The organism is Actinoplanes sp. NPDC049548 (genome assembly GCF_040676695.1).
In the GTDB taxonomy this organism is placed as follows: Bacteria; Actinomycetota; Actinomycetes; order Mycobacteriales; family Micromonosporaceae; genus Actinoplanes.
Window position 1 is genome coordinate 19,506 of the sequence record NZ_JBFAPM010000025.1, and the last position, 14,443, is coordinate 33,948.

Genomic DNA, 14,443 nt, shown 5'->3' on the forward strand with positions numbered 1-14,443 from the left:
GTGCCCACCCCCGCCGATCACCATCCCCTCGTGGCCGGCCGGTACCGGCTGCTGCAGCGCATCGGCAGCGGCGGCATGGGAGTCGTCTGGGCCGGCCGCGACGAGGTGCTGCGCCGCCGGGTCGCCGTCAAGGAGCTGCGGCATGGCTGGGGCAGCTCGGACCGGACCGTGGCCGAGGGCCGGGAGCGCAGCCTCCGCGAGGCCCGGGCCGCCGCGGCGCTGGACCACCCGAACATCGTCAGCGTGTACGACATCGTCGAGCACGACGGCCGCCCCTGGATCGTCATGGAGCTCGTGTCCGGACGGTCGCTCAAGGACCTGGTCGCCGAGGAGGGGCCGGTGCCCGTCGACCGGGCCGTCGGCATCGCCCTGCAGCTGCTCTCGGCGCTGCAGGCGGCGCACCGGGCCGGCATCACGCACCGCGACGTCAAACCGGCCAACGTGCTGGTCTCCGAGGGCGACCGGGTACGGCTGACCGACTTCGGGCTCGCCGTGCTGCCCGACGCGGAGACGCTCACCGAGTCCGGTGTGGCCCTCGGCACCCCCGGTTACCTGGCGCCGGAACAGGCGAAGGGACTGCCTCCGGGGCCTGCCGCCGACGTGTTCGGCTTCGGTGCCACGCTGTACCACGCGATCGAGGGCGTCGGGCCGTTCCACCGCGACGGGTATCTGCCGATGCTGGTCGCGTACACCCGGCATGAGATCCGGCCGCCGCAGCGGGCGGGCGACCTCGGCCCGGTGCTGTTGAGGCTGCTGAGTGCCGATCCGGGCAAGCGGCCCACCGCCGAGGAGAGCCGCGCGCTTCTGCTCGGCGATGCGAACCGGCGGCCGGGGCTGTCGCGGCGGCTCGTGCTCGCCGGCGCGGCCACGACCACGGCCGCCGCGATCGGCGGCGTCTGGTGGGGCACCCGGCGCACCCGGGAGGCACGCGCACCCGAGCCCACCGCCTCGGCACGCCCGGTCGGACTGGGCGCCCTGGCCTGGCAGCGCGACGACGTACCGTACCCGCAGCTTGCCGGTTCGACGCTGGTGAGCAAGCAGACCGACGGGGTCCTGGCCGTCGACACCACCACCGGAAAGCAGCGTTGGCGTGGCGGCCCCCGGGACTGCTGGGGGGTCAGCGCGCTCGGCGCCGACCTCGTGCTCGTGGAGGGCGCCGAGCGGGACCAGGTTCTCGCCGCCGACACCGGTGCCCTGCGCTGGCGCTGCCCGGTGAAGGCGAGCAGCGTCACCGCGGTGGAAGGGCTCTTCGTCATCCAACCGGTTGGAGATCCTTTCCTGATCGCGTACGACGCCACGACCGGCCGCCGGCGCTGGCGCGGGCAGATCGGCGACTACGGCGTCTACGAGTACGTCGGGGGCTCCGCGAGAGTCCTCTGCGTGTCGGCGCGCCGCGAGGACGAGTCGTGGCTGTACGGCTTCGGCACCGAGGACGGCACGGTCCACTGGAGAACTCGCCTGTCGACGGCCACCGACCACAGCGTGCGGGTGTGGGGCGGCGGGGACCGGGTGTACGCGGTGGTGCTCGACCACCAGGGATGGACCCTGATCACCGTCGACAACCGCACCGGGAAGGTGGCGTGGACCGCTCAGCTCGTGAAGCATCCGGGCGCGCCGCTGCGGGGCATCACGGAGCAGGACTCGCAGGTCACGATCGAGGTCACCGGGCTCGCCACCGTGGCGGACGCCGTCGTCGTGAGCGTCACCAGCGAGGAGCTCACCCTCCGCCACGCCGGCCTGACCGCCCTCGACGCCCGCACCGGCGCTGTGCGGTGGCACCGCCCGCTGCTGAACCCCGCCGTCGTCGCGGCCGGCGGGAAGCGGCTGTTCGCCGGTGCCCACGACTCGGTGCTGCACGAGCTGGACCCCGCGACCGGTACGACGCTGTGGTCGACGTCCACGCCGGGGCCCGCGAGCCGCCTCGACGCCGCCCCCACGATGCTGGTGGCGAGCATGGGCAGCGCCGCCGTCGCGTACCCCCTGTCCAACCTCCGATAGGGATCGGCTTCCGTCCCAGGTCCGATGGCAGGCGCGACGCCGCTTCGTACCGTGAAGCCATGGCCGACAACACTGCGAACCACCGACGTCTTGTGATCGCCGCCGTGCTGGCCGGTACGGCCGGCCTGGCCCTGGTGGCCCTCGGCTGGTGGGTGGTCGGCTGGCGGATCCGTGCCGACTGGGGGAGCTGGGCCGACGGGTCCTGGTGGGCGGGGGCGGCGGTGCGCGGACTCGGCTATCTCGCCTTCGGCAAGGCCGGGTTCAAGGTCGCGCTGATCCTCCTCGCCGGCGTCAGTGCCGGAACCACCTGGGTACGGGCCCGCCGCCGCAAGCCCACCGATGCCGCGAGCGTGGTTGACGAATCCCCTCCCGACGACAATAGTAAGGCGCGTGCCTAAGTATCACGACGAGCTCGACGCCGTGCTCCGCGCTCTCGCGGATCCCACGCGCCGGGCCGTCGTGGAGCGGCTGGCGAAGTCCCCGGCCGTCGTGTCCGAGCTTGCGGCACCGTTTGCGATGGCGTTGCCGTCGCTGATGCAGCACCTTCGCGTGCTCGAGGAGGCGGGGCTGGTCACATCCAGCAAGCAGGGACGCGTCCGCACCGTGAGTCTGCGACCGGGCGCGCTCGACGTCCTGCACCTGTGGCTCGACGAGCAGCGGACCCCGGCAGAACGCCAGGCCGACCGGCTCGGCATCCACCTGACCCGTACCAGCGCTAAGGAAACCTGACATGACCCGCGTTCGCATCGACCTGTTCGCCTCGCTGGACGGCTACACGTCGGCCGGCCAGGCCCCGGACAATCCCATGGGGGAGGACTGGGGGCCCCTCACGGCGGCCTACACCGCGACCCGCACGTTCCGCGAGCGCATCCTCGGCGACACCAGCGGCAACGGTACGACCGGCGTCGACGACACCCACGCCGCCGCACACTTCGAGGGCGTCGGCGCCGAGATCATGGGCGCCGCCATGTTCGGCCTGCACACGTTCCCCGACGACCCGGACTGGAAGGGATGGTGGGGCGATCAGCCACCGTTCGGCACCCCGGTCTACGTCCTCACCCACACCGCGCCGCGTCCGTCGATCCCGATGCAGGGCGGAACGACGTTTCACTTCCGCAACGCCGCCATCGGGGACGTGCTCGCCGAGGCGTCCGAGGCCGCCGGCGGCCTGGACGTGCGCGTCGGCGGCGGGATCAGCACCGGGCGCGACTTCCTGCGCGCCGGTCTGGTCGACGACCTGCACGTCATGATCGCCCCGATCCTGCTCGGCCGCGGCGTCCGGGTCTGGGACGACCTGCGCGGCCTCGAGCTCACCCACAAAGTGGCGACGGAAGTGGCCGAGAGCGGCACGATCCACGTCACCTTCACGCGATAGGACCTTTGATGACGATCGAACGCCGTATCGCCCACTCCGGTTTCACCCTGACCCGCGACTACCCCGCTCCCGTCGAGCGTGTCTGGGCCGCCTTCGCCGACGAGCAGGAGAAGCTGTCGTGGTGGGGCGCCGGCGACGCCATGGAGCACCGCGAGTGGTCCTTCGACTTCCGCGTCGGCGGACGCGACATCGCCGAGGGGAAGTTCCACGACGGCCCGGTCTCGCGGTACGAGGCCACGTACACCGACATCGTCGAGCACGTCCGCATCGTCACGACGTACGACATGTGGCTGGACGGGACCCACATGTCGACGTCGGTGGCGACGCTCGAGTTCGAGCCGGTCGACGAGGGCACCCGGTTCACCCACGTCGAGCACGGCGCCTTCTTCGACCAGTTCGGGGACGACGGGCCGAACCGCGAGGGCGGCACCCGGGGCCTGCTCGAGGCGCTGGGGAAGTACCTGGGTCGCTAGTCCGCCACCAGGGTGTGGACGATGCGCAGCAGGTCGGCCGTGGCGGTGAGATCGCCGAAGATCACGACCTTGAGGTGGCTGCGGTCCTCGTCGTAGATCGCCTGCACGCGCAGGCCGGCCGCGGCGGCGATCACGGTGTTGCTCACCCGGTCCGCCGCGGCGCGCCCGACGTCGTCGATGGCCACGACGGTGGAGACCTCGACGCTCGGCGCGCCGGCGGAGCCGGCCCCGGGGTCTCCGCCGCCGGTGAAAGCCTGGAGGTCGGCGTGCGCGATCCGGTACTGCTTGCCGATCCGGACCGCCTTGAGGCGCCCGTCCCGGACGTAGTTGCGAACGGTCCGCACGTGGAGCCCGAGCCGCTCAGCGACCTGCTCGACGGAGTAGAGCTCCTGCGCCATAAAGGGACTCTAACAGCGCCGGTTGGGGAAGCTTGAGTGCCGTTACACCTCGGCGAGGGCCTCAGCGGGCGTCATGCGCGCCGCGCGGACGGCGGGATAGAGCCCGGCCACGGCGCCCACGGCGACGGTCGCGCCGAGGCCGGCGGCGAAGGCCCATCCCGGGGTGGCCGTCGGCCAGCCGCGGCTGAGGGCGTACCCGGCGGTGGCCACCATGCCCAGCGCGAGGCCGCCGGCGCCGCCCAGGGTGGTCAGCAGCACCGACTCGGTGCAGAACTGCAGCCGGATCTGGCCGCGGGTCGCGCCCAGGGACCGGCGCAGGCCGATCTCGGTCCGCCGTTCGAGCACCGAGATGACCATGGTGTTGGCGACGCCGACGCCGCCGACCAGCAGCGCCACCGCGCCGACACCGAGCAGCAGCCCGTTGAGGGTCCGCTCGGTGGCCAGCTTGGCGGCGAGCGCGTCGGAGGGCCGGGAGACCACCACGCGGTAGGGCGTCGCCGGGTCGGCGGTGGCGGCCAGCACGTCCCGGACCGCCGGCACCCGGTCGTAGGCGGCCCGGAGGAAGACCGTGGTGGGACTGCCAGCGGCGGCCAGGTACCGCCGGGCGGCGGCGGTTCCGATGAGTGCGGCGCTGTCCAGCGCGGACACCAGCGGCGTCCTGGCGAGGATGCCGACGACCGCGAACCGGCGGCCTCCGATGTGGACCAGCACCCGGGTGTCCACTGTCCGGATGCCCAGCCGGTGAGCGGCGTCGGCGCCGAGCACCACGGCGGGGTACGCCGCCATGGCCGGGTTGAGCCAGGCACCCGCGGTCATCCGCGCGCCGACGACGGCCGGCAGGTCCAGGTCCGTGGCGTAGGCGGTGATCCCCGCGCTGCGCTCGGCCGGGATGCGGTCGTTGCGGTAGACATGGACGTCGTCGGGCAGCCTGCTGACGGCAGCGGCGCTCAGCACCGGCCCGATCCGCTCGATCATCGGTACCGCGGCGGCGGGCAGCGCCACGCTGTCGCCCTGCGCCTCGTCGCCGCCGCTGACCACGAGCAGGTTGGTGCCCAGCCGGTCGAGGGTGCGTTGCAGGTCCGCCCGGCCGGACGCCGAGATGCCGACCACGGCCAGCATCGCCGCTATGCCGATGGCGATGCCCGACGCGGACAGCATGACGCGCAGCGGGCGGGTGCGCAGGCCCACCGCACCGAGGTGCAGGACGTCCGCCAGGGAAAGCCGCCGGGGCGTGCTCACGCGCTCACCCGCCCGTCGCGTACCGCGATCCGGCGCGGCAGGTCGGCCGCCAGCTCGGCATTGTGGGTGATCACGACGACCGTCGTGCCGGCCCGGTGCAGTTCCTCGAGGACGTCCTGCACCGCCCGGCCGGAAGCGGAGTCGAGGTTGCCGGTGGGCTCGTCGGCCAGCAGCAGGGCGGGCTCGCCCACGATCGCCCGGGCGATGGCGACCCGCTGCCGTTCGCCGCCCGAGAGCTCGTGCGGGCGGTGCCCGGCGCGGTGTCCCAGCCCCACGCGGGCGAGCGCGTCGGCCGCCCGGCTCCGGCGGGCACGGCGCCGCACCCCGGCGTAGAGCAGCCCGTCGGCGACGTTGTCGAGGGCGGACCGGCCGGGCGCGACATGGAACTGCTGGAAGACGAAGCCGATCGTGGTGGCGCGCAACGCGGCGACCTCCCGGTCCCTCAACGCGCTGACCTCCGTGCCGGCGACGCGTACCTCGCCGGAGCTGGGCCGGTCCAGCGTGCCGACGATGTTGAGCAGCGTCGACTTGCCCGATCCGGACGGCCCGACGATCGCCACGCACTCGCCCCGCTCGATGCGCAGATCCGCGTCGCGCAGCGCGGTCACGCCCCCGGCGTACGCCTTGGTGACGCCGCGCAGCTCCACGACCGGCGCGGTCACTGCGCCATTCCCACCGTGAGGCCCGCCCTGATGCCGGGGCCGGAGACTTCCACCCGGCCGGCTGCGAACAGTCCGCTCCTGACGGTCACGATGTGGGCCGGTCCGTCGCCGAGAACCTCCAGGCCGTATCCGCCCTCGGCGAGCGCCAGCAGCGCCCCGACGGGCACGGCGAGCACGTTCTTGCGGCTCTCGCCGGGGAACTCCACGCGTACCGGCCCTTCGTCGCGGCCGCCGACACCGGTCGGCGCGACGACCACCTCGAGACCCGGCTCGCCGCCGCCCTCCTGATCGTCGGCTCTGCTGCGCACGGACTCCACCGTGCCGGGTATCCGCCGGCCCGAGGGCAGGACCACGGTCACTTTCCCGCCGGTCCTGGCCACCGCCCGGTCCTGCGGGCCCAGCGTCGCCGTCACGCGCTGCTTCGTACTCGTGTAGGTCAGCACCGGACCCTGTGGCACCGCGCCCAGAATGGCCTTGACGGAGCCGACGCGGATCCGGCCCGGCGCGTAGAACACCCGGCCGAGCTCCACCACGCCCGTCCGTGGCAGTCCCAGATCCCGCTGCCAGCGGCGCACCGCGTCGGCCGTCTGAGCGCTGTACTGCTCGTCGACCGTGAAGCCGCCGTACCCGAGGGCGCGCAGGTTGCGCTCGAACTGTTCGACGTCCTTGCCGGCACTCGCCGCGATCGCGGGTTGTGCGGCCCGGCCCGTGCGCGGGTCGGCCGCGACAGCCACCCGGCCCGCCGTCAGCCGCCGGTACGCGGGAACGCCACCGTAGAACAGCACGACCGGTCGCTCGTCGATCCGGAACAGCGACTGCCCCCGGGCGATCGTCGCGCCGACCGCCGGCAGCGCGGTGACCGTGCCCTGAAGCCGGCTCTCGAGGGGCTGTTCCGGGCCGTTGGCCAGCTTGCCGTTCGCGGTGACGACGTCCACCAGCGTCTGCCGGGTGATGGTGGTGGTAGCGGGCGGAGGCGGGGCCGCCTCCGTGGCCGGCCCGTGGTGCAGGAAGCGTACGGCGAGCGCGCCGATGCCCAGCAGGGACGTCGTCACGACCACCGTGACGACGCGCCACCGCGTCATCGGTTCTCCGGCGTGTCGTTCGCGGGATCGTCCACCAGATGACGGCAGTCCTGCTCGGCGGCCCGGTATTCCGGCGTCTGCATGTAGTCGCTGTTCGTCGGGGCGTGCCACATGCCGTCGGCCTCCGGCTCGTACACCGGTACGCCGTGCTGCTTCATGCACCGGTTGTACGCGGCCGACCGCGCGACCTCCTTCGGGTCCGCCTTCACCGGCCAGGTCGCGGGCATCAGCTGTCGGCACTTGCCGAAGGCCGCCAAGCGCGCTTCCACAGCCGACATCGGTTCGTCGGCCACCACCACGTCGCCGGTCATCAACGGCTCACCCTCCACCGGATCCGGCATCTTCGCGCCGTTCTCGGTCATGCAGCGGGTGTATCTCAGCGCCTTGTCGTAGTCGCTCTCCTTGGGCCGCGCGGACACCGGCGGCGCCGCGGTGCCGGACGTGGCCGTCGAGCCGCCGGTCCCGGCGGTGGCCACCGCGGGACTGTGCGGCTCGCTGCAACCAGCGGCGAGCAGCGGTACGAGAGCGGTCAGGAGCAGGGCACGGCGCATCGTCATCGTTCTCCTTATGAGCGGTGAGCGATCAGGGAAGGTCGCGAGCGTGGTCCACGAAGGCGACTCGCCGCAGGGCCGTCCGGCTGTGGATCTGGACGATCAGGTGCTCGTGGTCGGCGACCGCGTCGCCCAGCCGGAACGTCATGCCGAGGTACTCGTAGTTCACCGCCCCGAGGAGGATCTCGACCGTGACGTCCGTACCGGCACGGACCAGCGCCACGCCGGGCCGGCCGACCAGGTCTGTCACCCCGGACCGGACGGTGACGCCCGGGATGCGGGCCGCCGCGGCGAAGAGCGCACGCTGCACGGCCGGTGTCGCCCGCCCCTCGCCGAGCAGCTCACCGACCCGGGAGAAGGCGAGGTCGTCCGGCGACCGCTGCGCCGCCACGGCCCCGTCGTCGTCGGCCGGCGGCCGGTACAGGTACCGGTGCATCGCCTCGGAGTCGGTCGGCAGGGAGTCGTCCGAGATCGGCGAGGGCGTACACGTGCGGTCCGCGTTCGGGCCGTCGAGGAACGTCGGACGCCCGTGGCGGCACCCGGGGTTCCACGTGCTCGTCCAGGCGCCGTCCGGAGCGTCCCGGCGGCGCCACTGACTCAGGCCGCTGCGGGTGCCGTCCACCGACCGCCACTCCCGCACGACCCGGATCGGCAGCGTCTGCGCCGGCCGGTGGTCCAGGGGGACGTTCTGGACCTCCACGATGGACTCGGTGAAGAGGAACTGGTCCGGCCGCGGCCGCACGACCGGCGCAAGGGCCGCGTGCTTCGAGGCCAGGCGCAGAACGTCGACCGCTCGGTCGACGGCCGGGCCGGCGGGCGAGAACTGCACCGCTCCCGGCCGCTTGCCGCCGCCGGACGGTGTGACCACGGCCGCCACCGCCACCAGGGCCGCTAGGGCGGCACCGGCGAGTGCGGCCCGGCGCAGCCGCACCGGGCGGTACGCGGCCGGCCGAACCGGCGCCGCGCCGTCGAGCACGCGGCGGCGCAGCTCGTCCGGGGGAGCGGCGGCCGGCGGGCCCAGCAGCTCGCCGAGCCGGCGTACCGGATCCAGGTCGGGCGTCAGCACAGCTCCTCCCGGGTCGGGTCGGTCCCGCCGAGGGCGTCGCGGACCTTGCGCCGGGCGCGGTGCAGCCGCGACCGGACGGTCCCGATCGGTACGTCGAGCGCCGTGGCGACCTCCTCGTACGTGAGGTCGCACCACGCGATCAGCAGCAGCACGTCGCGGTCCGCCTGGGAGAGCCGGCGCAGCGCCTTGGCAAGGGGTGCCCGTACGGCGTCGGCGCTCGCCCGTGCCGCCACCGCGTCCGCCGGGCCGTCCTGCACGGCGTCGGCGGCGGTCCGCGCCAGCGCCCGGTACCGCGCCTTCTCCGTCCGGTAGTGACGCGCGAGCTTGCGTGTGAGGATCCCGAACAACCACGGGCGGACCGGAGCGCGCCGCACGTCGTAGGCCTCGCGCTGCCGGAAGGCCGCCAGGAACGTGTCGGCCACCACGTCCTGGGCGGTCTGCTCGCCTACACGCTGGTAGGCGTACCGGTAGAGGGCCGCCGCGTGCGCCTCGTAGAGCGCCGCGAACCCGTCCGCATCGAGCGGCGGCGCGACCGACGGCTCCGCGTCCGCCGGTGTCACCGCCGCCACGTCCAGACCTCGGGTCGCAACCACCGAACCTCCCGTCGTGTCGCTGTCACCTCCTTCTTTCCACTTCGGCCGACGGGAGTTCACGCGACTTCTCCGGCTCAGCGCCGTCCGGCGCCGGTCAGGAACTGCAGCACCGCGAGCGCCTGGTCCGGCAGGAGATGCCCGGCCTCCGGCAGGAAGCGGACCGTCGCGCTCGGTGCCACCGCCTCGAGGCGCCGCCTGGTTCCCGCCGAGTCGAGGAACGCGTCGCGGCCGCCCACGACGGCGAGCACCGGCATCGTCAGCCGGCGCAGTGTGTCGTCGTCGAAGGTCGGCACGGGATCCCTCCGGGGCGAGAAGTGCTGGAAGATCAGAAGCGCCAGGGCGCCGACCGGTCCGGCGTCCTCGGTACGGCGGGCGGCGGCCGGGCCGAGCGCGAGCCGCATCGTACGCCGCAGCCCCCACTCGCCGAGCGGGCGCAGCAGCGCGGCGGCGAGCAGCACCCCGATCCGGCGCTGCCCGATCCCGCTCGGCGCCAGCAGGACGAGCCGGCCGACCCGGCCCGGACGCCGCGTCGCGTAGTCGACGGCGAGCCGGCCGCCGAGGGACACGCCGACCATCGCCACCTCGTCGAGTCCCAGGCCGGCCAGCACGTCGTCGAGCCACTCGGCGTACGCGCCGGATTCGAGGGGCGGGCGGGCCGGCGCGCTGAGTCCCGGCTCGCCGATGACGTCGACGGCGTGCACGCGCAGGTGCGGGGCCCAGGTCCCGATCTGCCGCAGCCACATCGCCGAGTTGGCACCCGATCCCTGCAGGGCGATCACCGGTGGCGCGGCCTCCGGGCCGGACGTGATGACGAAGGTGTCGCCATGGCGGGTCGGGAGGGTCTGCCGGGTGTTCGGTACGGGCCAGCGGTCCAGCAGGTCGCGATAGTGCTGCCGAACTGTCTGTTCACCGGCGGCCGAGCGATAGATGCGCACGCCATTACCCTATCGCTCCCTATCCTTCTAGAGATAGAGAGCTTTAGGGAATCTTCGGTACGCAGTACACGTCGCCCGCGTTCGCCTCGTGCGGCAGCTCGGACAGGTAGGCGGCGATCGCCGAGGCGGGCAGCCACCGTCCGTGGGCGAAGCTCAGGGACTCGCCCAGCGACACGTCGAAGCCCTCGAAGCCCAGAGCCGTGGCGCGGTCCAGGCACCGCAGCGCCACCGCCCGCTCCACGGTCGTGAACTCGAAGGACATCGTGGGCACCGGGTCGCTCATGCCGGCCAGGACGACGTCCTCGTACCCCTCCACGTCGATCTTGACGAAGGCGGGCGTGCCGTGCTCCGCGACGAGCGCGTCGACGGTCACCGTCGGGACCTCGAGCTCGCCGTCCCACACCTGGCCCTCCCAGCCGCCCGCCCCGTCGGCGGCCCGGACGAACTCCGGCGAGGCGGTGGAGACGGTGGGATTCGCCGAGTTCACGTACAGCCGTACCCGGCCCGGCTCGGCCCCGCACGCCGCGGCCACCACGGTGACCTCGTCGTCGGTGCCGTAGAGGGCGTGCAGCGCCTCGACGCACAGCGGCTGCGGCTCCACGGCGACCACCCGGGCCCCGAGCCGGCGGAAGCTGCCGACCCGGTCGCCCACGTGCGCGCCGATGTCGAGGACCAGGTCGCCGGGGGAGACGAAACGGGCGTGGAAGGCGTCGAGCGCGGCGTCGCGGGCCGGGTCGCCGTAGTAGTACTCGAGCGAGCGGTGCAGCGAGGACATGCCGGGCTCCGCCCGGAGCCTGCGCAGGGCGGCGAGGTCGGCGGTCATCCGGCGATCCTAAGTCACTCTTTCGAGCTACCGCCGTCGTTCCGTACGGCGGGTACCTTCGAGCGCACACTTCCGTGACGGCGAGGGAGGGCCGTGGCCGGGTCAGCGCTGCTGGAACGAGTCACTCGAGGCGATCACGTCTGCTGGATCGTCGAGGACGAGGTGTCGCGCCTGGACACGCTCGCCGGTGTCGTGCTCGCGGGCCTGCGCGCGCGGGACCGCGTCGTCTACTGCGGCGAAGACCCCGAAGGTCTCGTGGCCGGCGTCGGGCACCGCGGCGTGCCGGCCGCCGAGGCGGTGGCCTCCGGCAACCTGCGGGTGTCCGCAGCCGAGGGGTCCCTGCTGTGCTCCGGAGTGTTCGAACCGGCGGCGGCCCTGTCGTTCCTGCGCGAGGAGGAGGCGCGGGCCCGCAAGGACAAGTACTCGGGCCTGCGCGTCATCACCGACATGTCGTGGGCGAGCCGCTCGCTGCCGGGCGCCGACCAGGTCACCCGTTACGAAGCCGGGCTCAACTCGTTCTTCTCTGAGGGCTACCTGCTGGGGATCTGTGCGTACGACCGCCGGCTCTTCGATCCGCTGAGCCTGCGCCGGCACGCCGGAGCCCATCCGAGCGCCGCCGGGCCCGGCATGCCGTTCGATCCGGGCTCGACGCTGCGCATGCGGCGCACGCGGCACCCGTACGGCCTGCGGTTGGAGGGTGAGGCGGACATGTTCAACCGGCAGGCGCTGAGCTCGGTCATCGCCCGGCTGGTGGACGACCTCCCGGACGACGGTACGGTGATACACGTCGATGTGTCCGGGCTCCGGTTCGCCGACACGGCGGCCGCTCGCATCCTGTCGCAGGCCGGCGACCGTGCCGGCGGGCGGCTCCGGCTCATGGGCTGCTCACCGGCCCTGCTGCGGCTGCTGGATTTCCACGGCAGCCGGCTCGGACGGGACCGCAACGGCGACGCCGAGAGGGACACTGCATGACCGGCCGCAGGCCCGATTCGAGCTTCGACCATCCGGCGCTGCTGTACCGCAGCGCCGAGGAGTACCTCGCCGGCACCACCACCTTCGTCCGGTCCGCGGTGGCGGAGGAGAGCCCGGTCCTGGTCGCCGTGCCCGGGCCCAACCTCGGCGCGCTGCGCGAGGCGCTCCTCGGCGTCGCCGACCGGGTCGTCTTCGCCGACATGGCGGTGGCCGGCCGCAACCCTGGCCGGATCATCCCCCGGGTGCTGTCGAAGTTCGCCGGCGACCACCCGGGCCGCCGGGTCGCGATCATCGGCGAGCCCATCTGGCACGGTCGCACTGACCTGGAGTACCCGGCCTGCGCCGCCCACGAGGCGATGATCAACGCGGTCTTCGCCGGCCGCGACGCCGCGATCCTGTGCCCGTACGACGCCGGGCGGCTGCACCGCTCGGTGATCGAGGACGCCTGGCGCACCCACCCGACGATGATCGAGTTCGGGGCGATCCGGGCCAGCGACCGGTACGCCGACCCGTTCGAGACCGCCTCGTCCTTCAACCAGGCGCTGCCGGCACCGCCCGCGGACGCCGAGACCCTCTCCTACGGCGAGCACTCGTCGCTGGCGGCGGTCCGGGCCTTCGTGCGCCGGCACGCGGCCGAGTACCTGTCCGCGGACGCCACGGAGGAGCTGGTGCTGGCCGCGAACGAGCTGGCCGCCAACACGATCGAGCACACCCCGGGCCGCGGCCGGATCACCGTCTGGTCGGAGCCCGGCATGCTCGTCTGCCAGGTGGAGGACGCCGGCCTGCTCACCGATCCGCTCGCCGGCCGGATGCTGCCGGGCCGCGACCGGCAGGGCGGCTACGGGCTGATCCTGACCCATGACCTGTGCGACCTGGTACGCGTGCACTCGTGCCCGACGGGAACGACGATCCGCCTGCACAAGCACTGCTGACTCCATATCCTTCAGCCGGCCGTCTCCCTGCCGATAGGAGGAGGGAGTCTGTTGTCAGGCAGGGAGTCGCAGAGATGCCCGCACCCCATGCACCGGCACCGGCACCGGCTCTGACGGTCGGCGAGGTGCTGGCGGGACGGTTGGTGCGCCCGTTGTTCCAGCCGATCGTCGACCTCTCCACCCGTACGGTGGTGGGGCTGGAGGCGCTCGCGCGCGGTCCGGCCGGCACGGACCTGGAGTTCCCCGACCGGTTGTTCGGCGCGGCCCGGGCCGCGGGCCGGCTCGGCGAGCTGGACATGCTCTGCTCCGAGCGGGCGCTGGAGGTCGCGGTCGCGGCTCCGAACCCGCCGCCGCTGCTGTTCGTGAACGCCGAGTCGGGGGTGCTGGACCAGCCGCTGTCGCCGCGGCTGGTGGAGCTGCTGCGCAACGGGTTCCCGTTCCGGCAGATCCTGGAGTTCACCGAGCGGGCGCTGCCGGCCGTACCGGGGAGCCTGCTGCGGGTGGCCGGCATCGTGCACCGGTGGGGTAACGGCCTCGCGCTCGACGACGTCGGCGCCGACCCCATGTCGCTGGCCTTCCTGCCCCTCGTCGAACCCGAAGTGATCAAGCTCGACATGAGCATCGTCCGCAACCCCGATGCCCCCGCCACCCGGGCGACCTGCGAGGTGGTGCGCGACCAGGCGCGCCGCACCGGGGCGATCCTGGTCGCGGAGGGCATCGAGACGGAGGAGGACTTCGGCACCGCCCGCGAGCTCGGGGCGCACTGGGGTCAGGGCTGGTTGTTCGGCCGGCCGGTGCCGATCGAGCAGGCCGGTGACCGGTTCGACGTCGATGCGGCGGGTGTGCTGCCGAAGGCGCGTCCCGGCTTCCACCAGCCGGCCGGGACGCCGTTCTCGATCGCGGCCGGGCACGGCCCGGTCGTCACCGCGGATCCCGGCGCTGTGGCGGTGGCGATGGCCAGGCTCCGTGACACCGTCGCCGCGGACGCCGCCTCCGTCGTCGTGACATCCCAGCCGCTCGCGGGCACCGGCGTCGACGCTTCGCCGGCGCGGTGGGCGGAGGGCGCCGGATCGTTGATCGTGCTCGACGACCCGATCCCGGGCGAGTTCGCCGCGGTGGTGCTGGGCCCCGGCCACGGATACGCCGTGTGCATCCAGTCGTCCGGGACGACGGAGCTGGTGGCGCTCGACCACCTGCCCACGGTGGCGACGATCGCCCGCGTACTGCTCAACAGGCACCGCTGACACACACCACTGCACGAGTTCGACCGTCATCCATGACGCTTCTTGTGCACCTTTGTGGAGTCGGGCACACTACGGGACATCGACGTTCATCGACGTGAGG

The 14,443-nt window shown here is 73.2% G+C and carries 17 protein-coding genes; 8 read left to right on the forward strand and 9 right to left on the reverse strand.

What is annotated here, in order from left to right; all coding sequences use genetic code 11:
• From AB0J80_RS33715 to AB0J80_RS33735, 5 genes are read left to right on the forward strand one after another with little or no spacing between them, the layout of a single operon-like run.
• Nucleotides 1–1,998 carry a serine/threonine-protein kinase gene (locus tag AB0J80_RS33715; RefSeq protein WP_364713287.1) on the forward strand — a complete coding sequence of 666 codons (1,998 nt, stop codon included), beginning with the start codon at nucleotides 1–3 and terminating at the stop codon, nucleotides 1,996–1,998.
• A 59-nt stretch (nucleotides 1,999–2,057) separates the two neighbouring features.
• Nucleotides 2,058–2,396 (forward strand): hypothetical protein, encoded by a 339-nt coding sequence (locus AB0J80_RS33720; protein WP_364713289.1) that lies wholly within the window; start codon nucleotides 2,058–2,060, stop codon nucleotides 2,394–2,396.
• Nucleotides 2,389–2,727: a metalloregulator ArsR/SmtB family transcription factor gene (locus AB0J80_RS33725; protein WP_364713290.1), complete on the forward strand. Its 339-nt coding sequence runs from the start codon at nucleotides 2,389–2,391 to the stop codon at nucleotides 2,725–2,727. Before AB0J80_RS33720 ends, AB0J80_RS33725 begins: the two co-directional genes overlap by 8 nt.
• Nucleotide 2,728: 1 nt before the next feature.
• Nucleotides 2,729–3,373 (forward strand): dihydrofolate reductase family protein, encoded by a 645-nt coding sequence (locus AB0J80_RS33730; RefSeq protein ID WP_364713292.1) that lies wholly within the window; start codon nucleotides 2,729–2,731, stop codon nucleotides 3,371–3,373.
• Nucleotides 3,374–3,381: 8 nt separating this feature from the next.
• Entirely contained in the window at nucleotides 3,382–3,846 is a 465-nt protein-coding gene (locus tag AB0J80_RS33735; RefSeq protein ID WP_364713293.1) for an SRPBCC domain-containing protein, read from the forward strand.
• On the opposite strand, the gene AB0J80_RS33740 is transcribed toward AB0J80_RS33735, so the two are convergent.
• From AB0J80_RS33740 to AB0J80_RS33780, 9 genes are all read right to left on the reverse strand, one after another.
• A complete protein-coding gene (locus AB0J80_RS33740) occupies nucleotides 3,843–4,244 on the reverse strand; it encodes a helix-turn-helix domain-containing protein (RefSeq protein WP_364713295.1) in 402 nt (133 codons plus the stop codon). The two genes, AB0J80_RS33735 and AB0J80_RS33740, sit on opposite strands and share 4 nt — an antisense overlap.
• 42 nt (nucleotides 4,245–4,286) lie before the next feature.
• A complete protein-coding gene (locus AB0J80_RS33745) occupies nucleotides 4,287–5,483 on the reverse strand; it encodes an ABC transporter permease (protein ID WP_364713297.1) in 1,197 nt (398 codons plus the stop codon).
• Nucleotides 5,480–6,145: an ABC transporter ATP-binding protein gene (locus AB0J80_RS33750; RefSeq protein ID WP_364713299.1), complete on the reverse strand. Its 666-nt coding sequence runs from the start codon at nucleotides 6,143–6,145 to the stop codon at nucleotides 5,480–5,482. Before AB0J80_RS33750 ends, AB0J80_RS33745 begins: the two co-directional genes overlap by 4 nt.
• Nucleotides 6,142–7,227, reverse strand: a complete 1,086-nt coding sequence (locus AB0J80_RS33755; protein ID WP_364713300.1) for a peptidoglycan-binding protein — start codon at nucleotides 7,225–7,227, stop codon at nucleotides 6,142–6,144. The genes AB0J80_RS33750 and AB0J80_RS33755 overlap by 4 nt, the downstream gene beginning before the upstream one ends.
• Nucleotides 7,224–7,784: a hypothetical protein gene (locus tag AB0J80_RS33760; protein WP_364713302.1), complete on the reverse strand. Its 561-nt coding sequence runs from the start codon at nucleotides 7,782–7,784 to the stop codon at nucleotides 7,224–7,226. Before AB0J80_RS33760 ends, AB0J80_RS33755 begins: the two co-directional genes overlap by 4 nt.
• 25 nt (nucleotides 7,785–7,809) lie before the next feature.
• On the reverse strand, nucleotides 7,810–8,844 hold the full coding sequence (locus AB0J80_RS33765) for a CU044_5270 family protein (RefSeq protein ID WP_364713304.1): 1,035 nt from the start codon (nucleotides 8,842–8,844) through the stop codon (nucleotides 7,810–7,812).
• Nucleotides 8,838–9,437 (reverse strand): RNA polymerase sigma factor, encoded by a 600-nt coding sequence (locus AB0J80_RS33770; protein WP_364713306.1) that lies wholly within the window; start codon nucleotides 9,435–9,437, stop codon nucleotides 8,838–8,840. Before AB0J80_RS33770 ends, AB0J80_RS33765 begins: the two co-directional genes overlap by 7 nt.
• A gap of 74 nt (nucleotides 9,438–9,511) precedes the next feature.
• On the reverse strand, nucleotides 9,512–10,372 hold the full coding sequence (locus AB0J80_RS33775; protein WP_364713307.1) for an alpha/beta hydrolase: 861 nt from the start codon (nucleotides 10,370–10,372) through the stop codon (nucleotides 9,512–9,514).
• Between the two features lie 43 nt (nucleotides 10,373–10,415).
• Nucleotides 10,416–11,195, reverse strand: coding sequence for an FkbM family methyltransferase (locus AB0J80_RS33780; RefSeq protein WP_364713309.1), 780 nt, complete (start codon nucleotides 11,193–11,195; stop codon nucleotides 10,416–10,418).
• Nucleotides 11,196–11,288: 93 nt separating this feature from the next.
• On the opposite strand from AB0J80_RS33780, the gene AB0J80_RS33785 reads away from it, so the two are divergent.
• The 3 genes from AB0J80_RS33785 (at nucleotide 11,289) to AB0J80_RS33795 (ending at nucleotide 14,343) form a co-directional block, all read left to right on the forward strand.
• Complete coding sequence (locus AB0J80_RS33785; protein WP_364713310.1) at nucleotides 11,289–12,167, forward strand: MEDS domain-containing protein; 879 nt, start codon at nucleotides 11,289–11,291, stop codon at nucleotides 12,165–12,167.
• Nucleotides 12,164–13,099 (forward strand): sensor histidine kinase, encoded by a 936-nt coding sequence (locus AB0J80_RS33790; RefSeq protein WP_364713311.1) that lies wholly within the window; start codon nucleotides 12,164–12,166, stop codon nucleotides 13,097–13,099. Before AB0J80_RS33785 ends, AB0J80_RS33790 begins: the two co-directional genes overlap by 4 nt.
• A gap of 74 nt (nucleotides 13,100–13,173) precedes the next feature.
• Nucleotides 13,174–14,343 carry an EAL domain-containing protein gene (locus tag AB0J80_RS33795; RefSeq protein ID WP_364713312.1) on the forward strand — a complete coding sequence of 390 codons (1,170 nt, stop codon included), beginning with the start codon at nucleotides 13,174–13,176 and terminating at the stop codon, nucleotides 14,341–14,343.
• The last annotated feature ends 100 nt before the right edge of the window (nucleotides 14,344–14,443 follow it).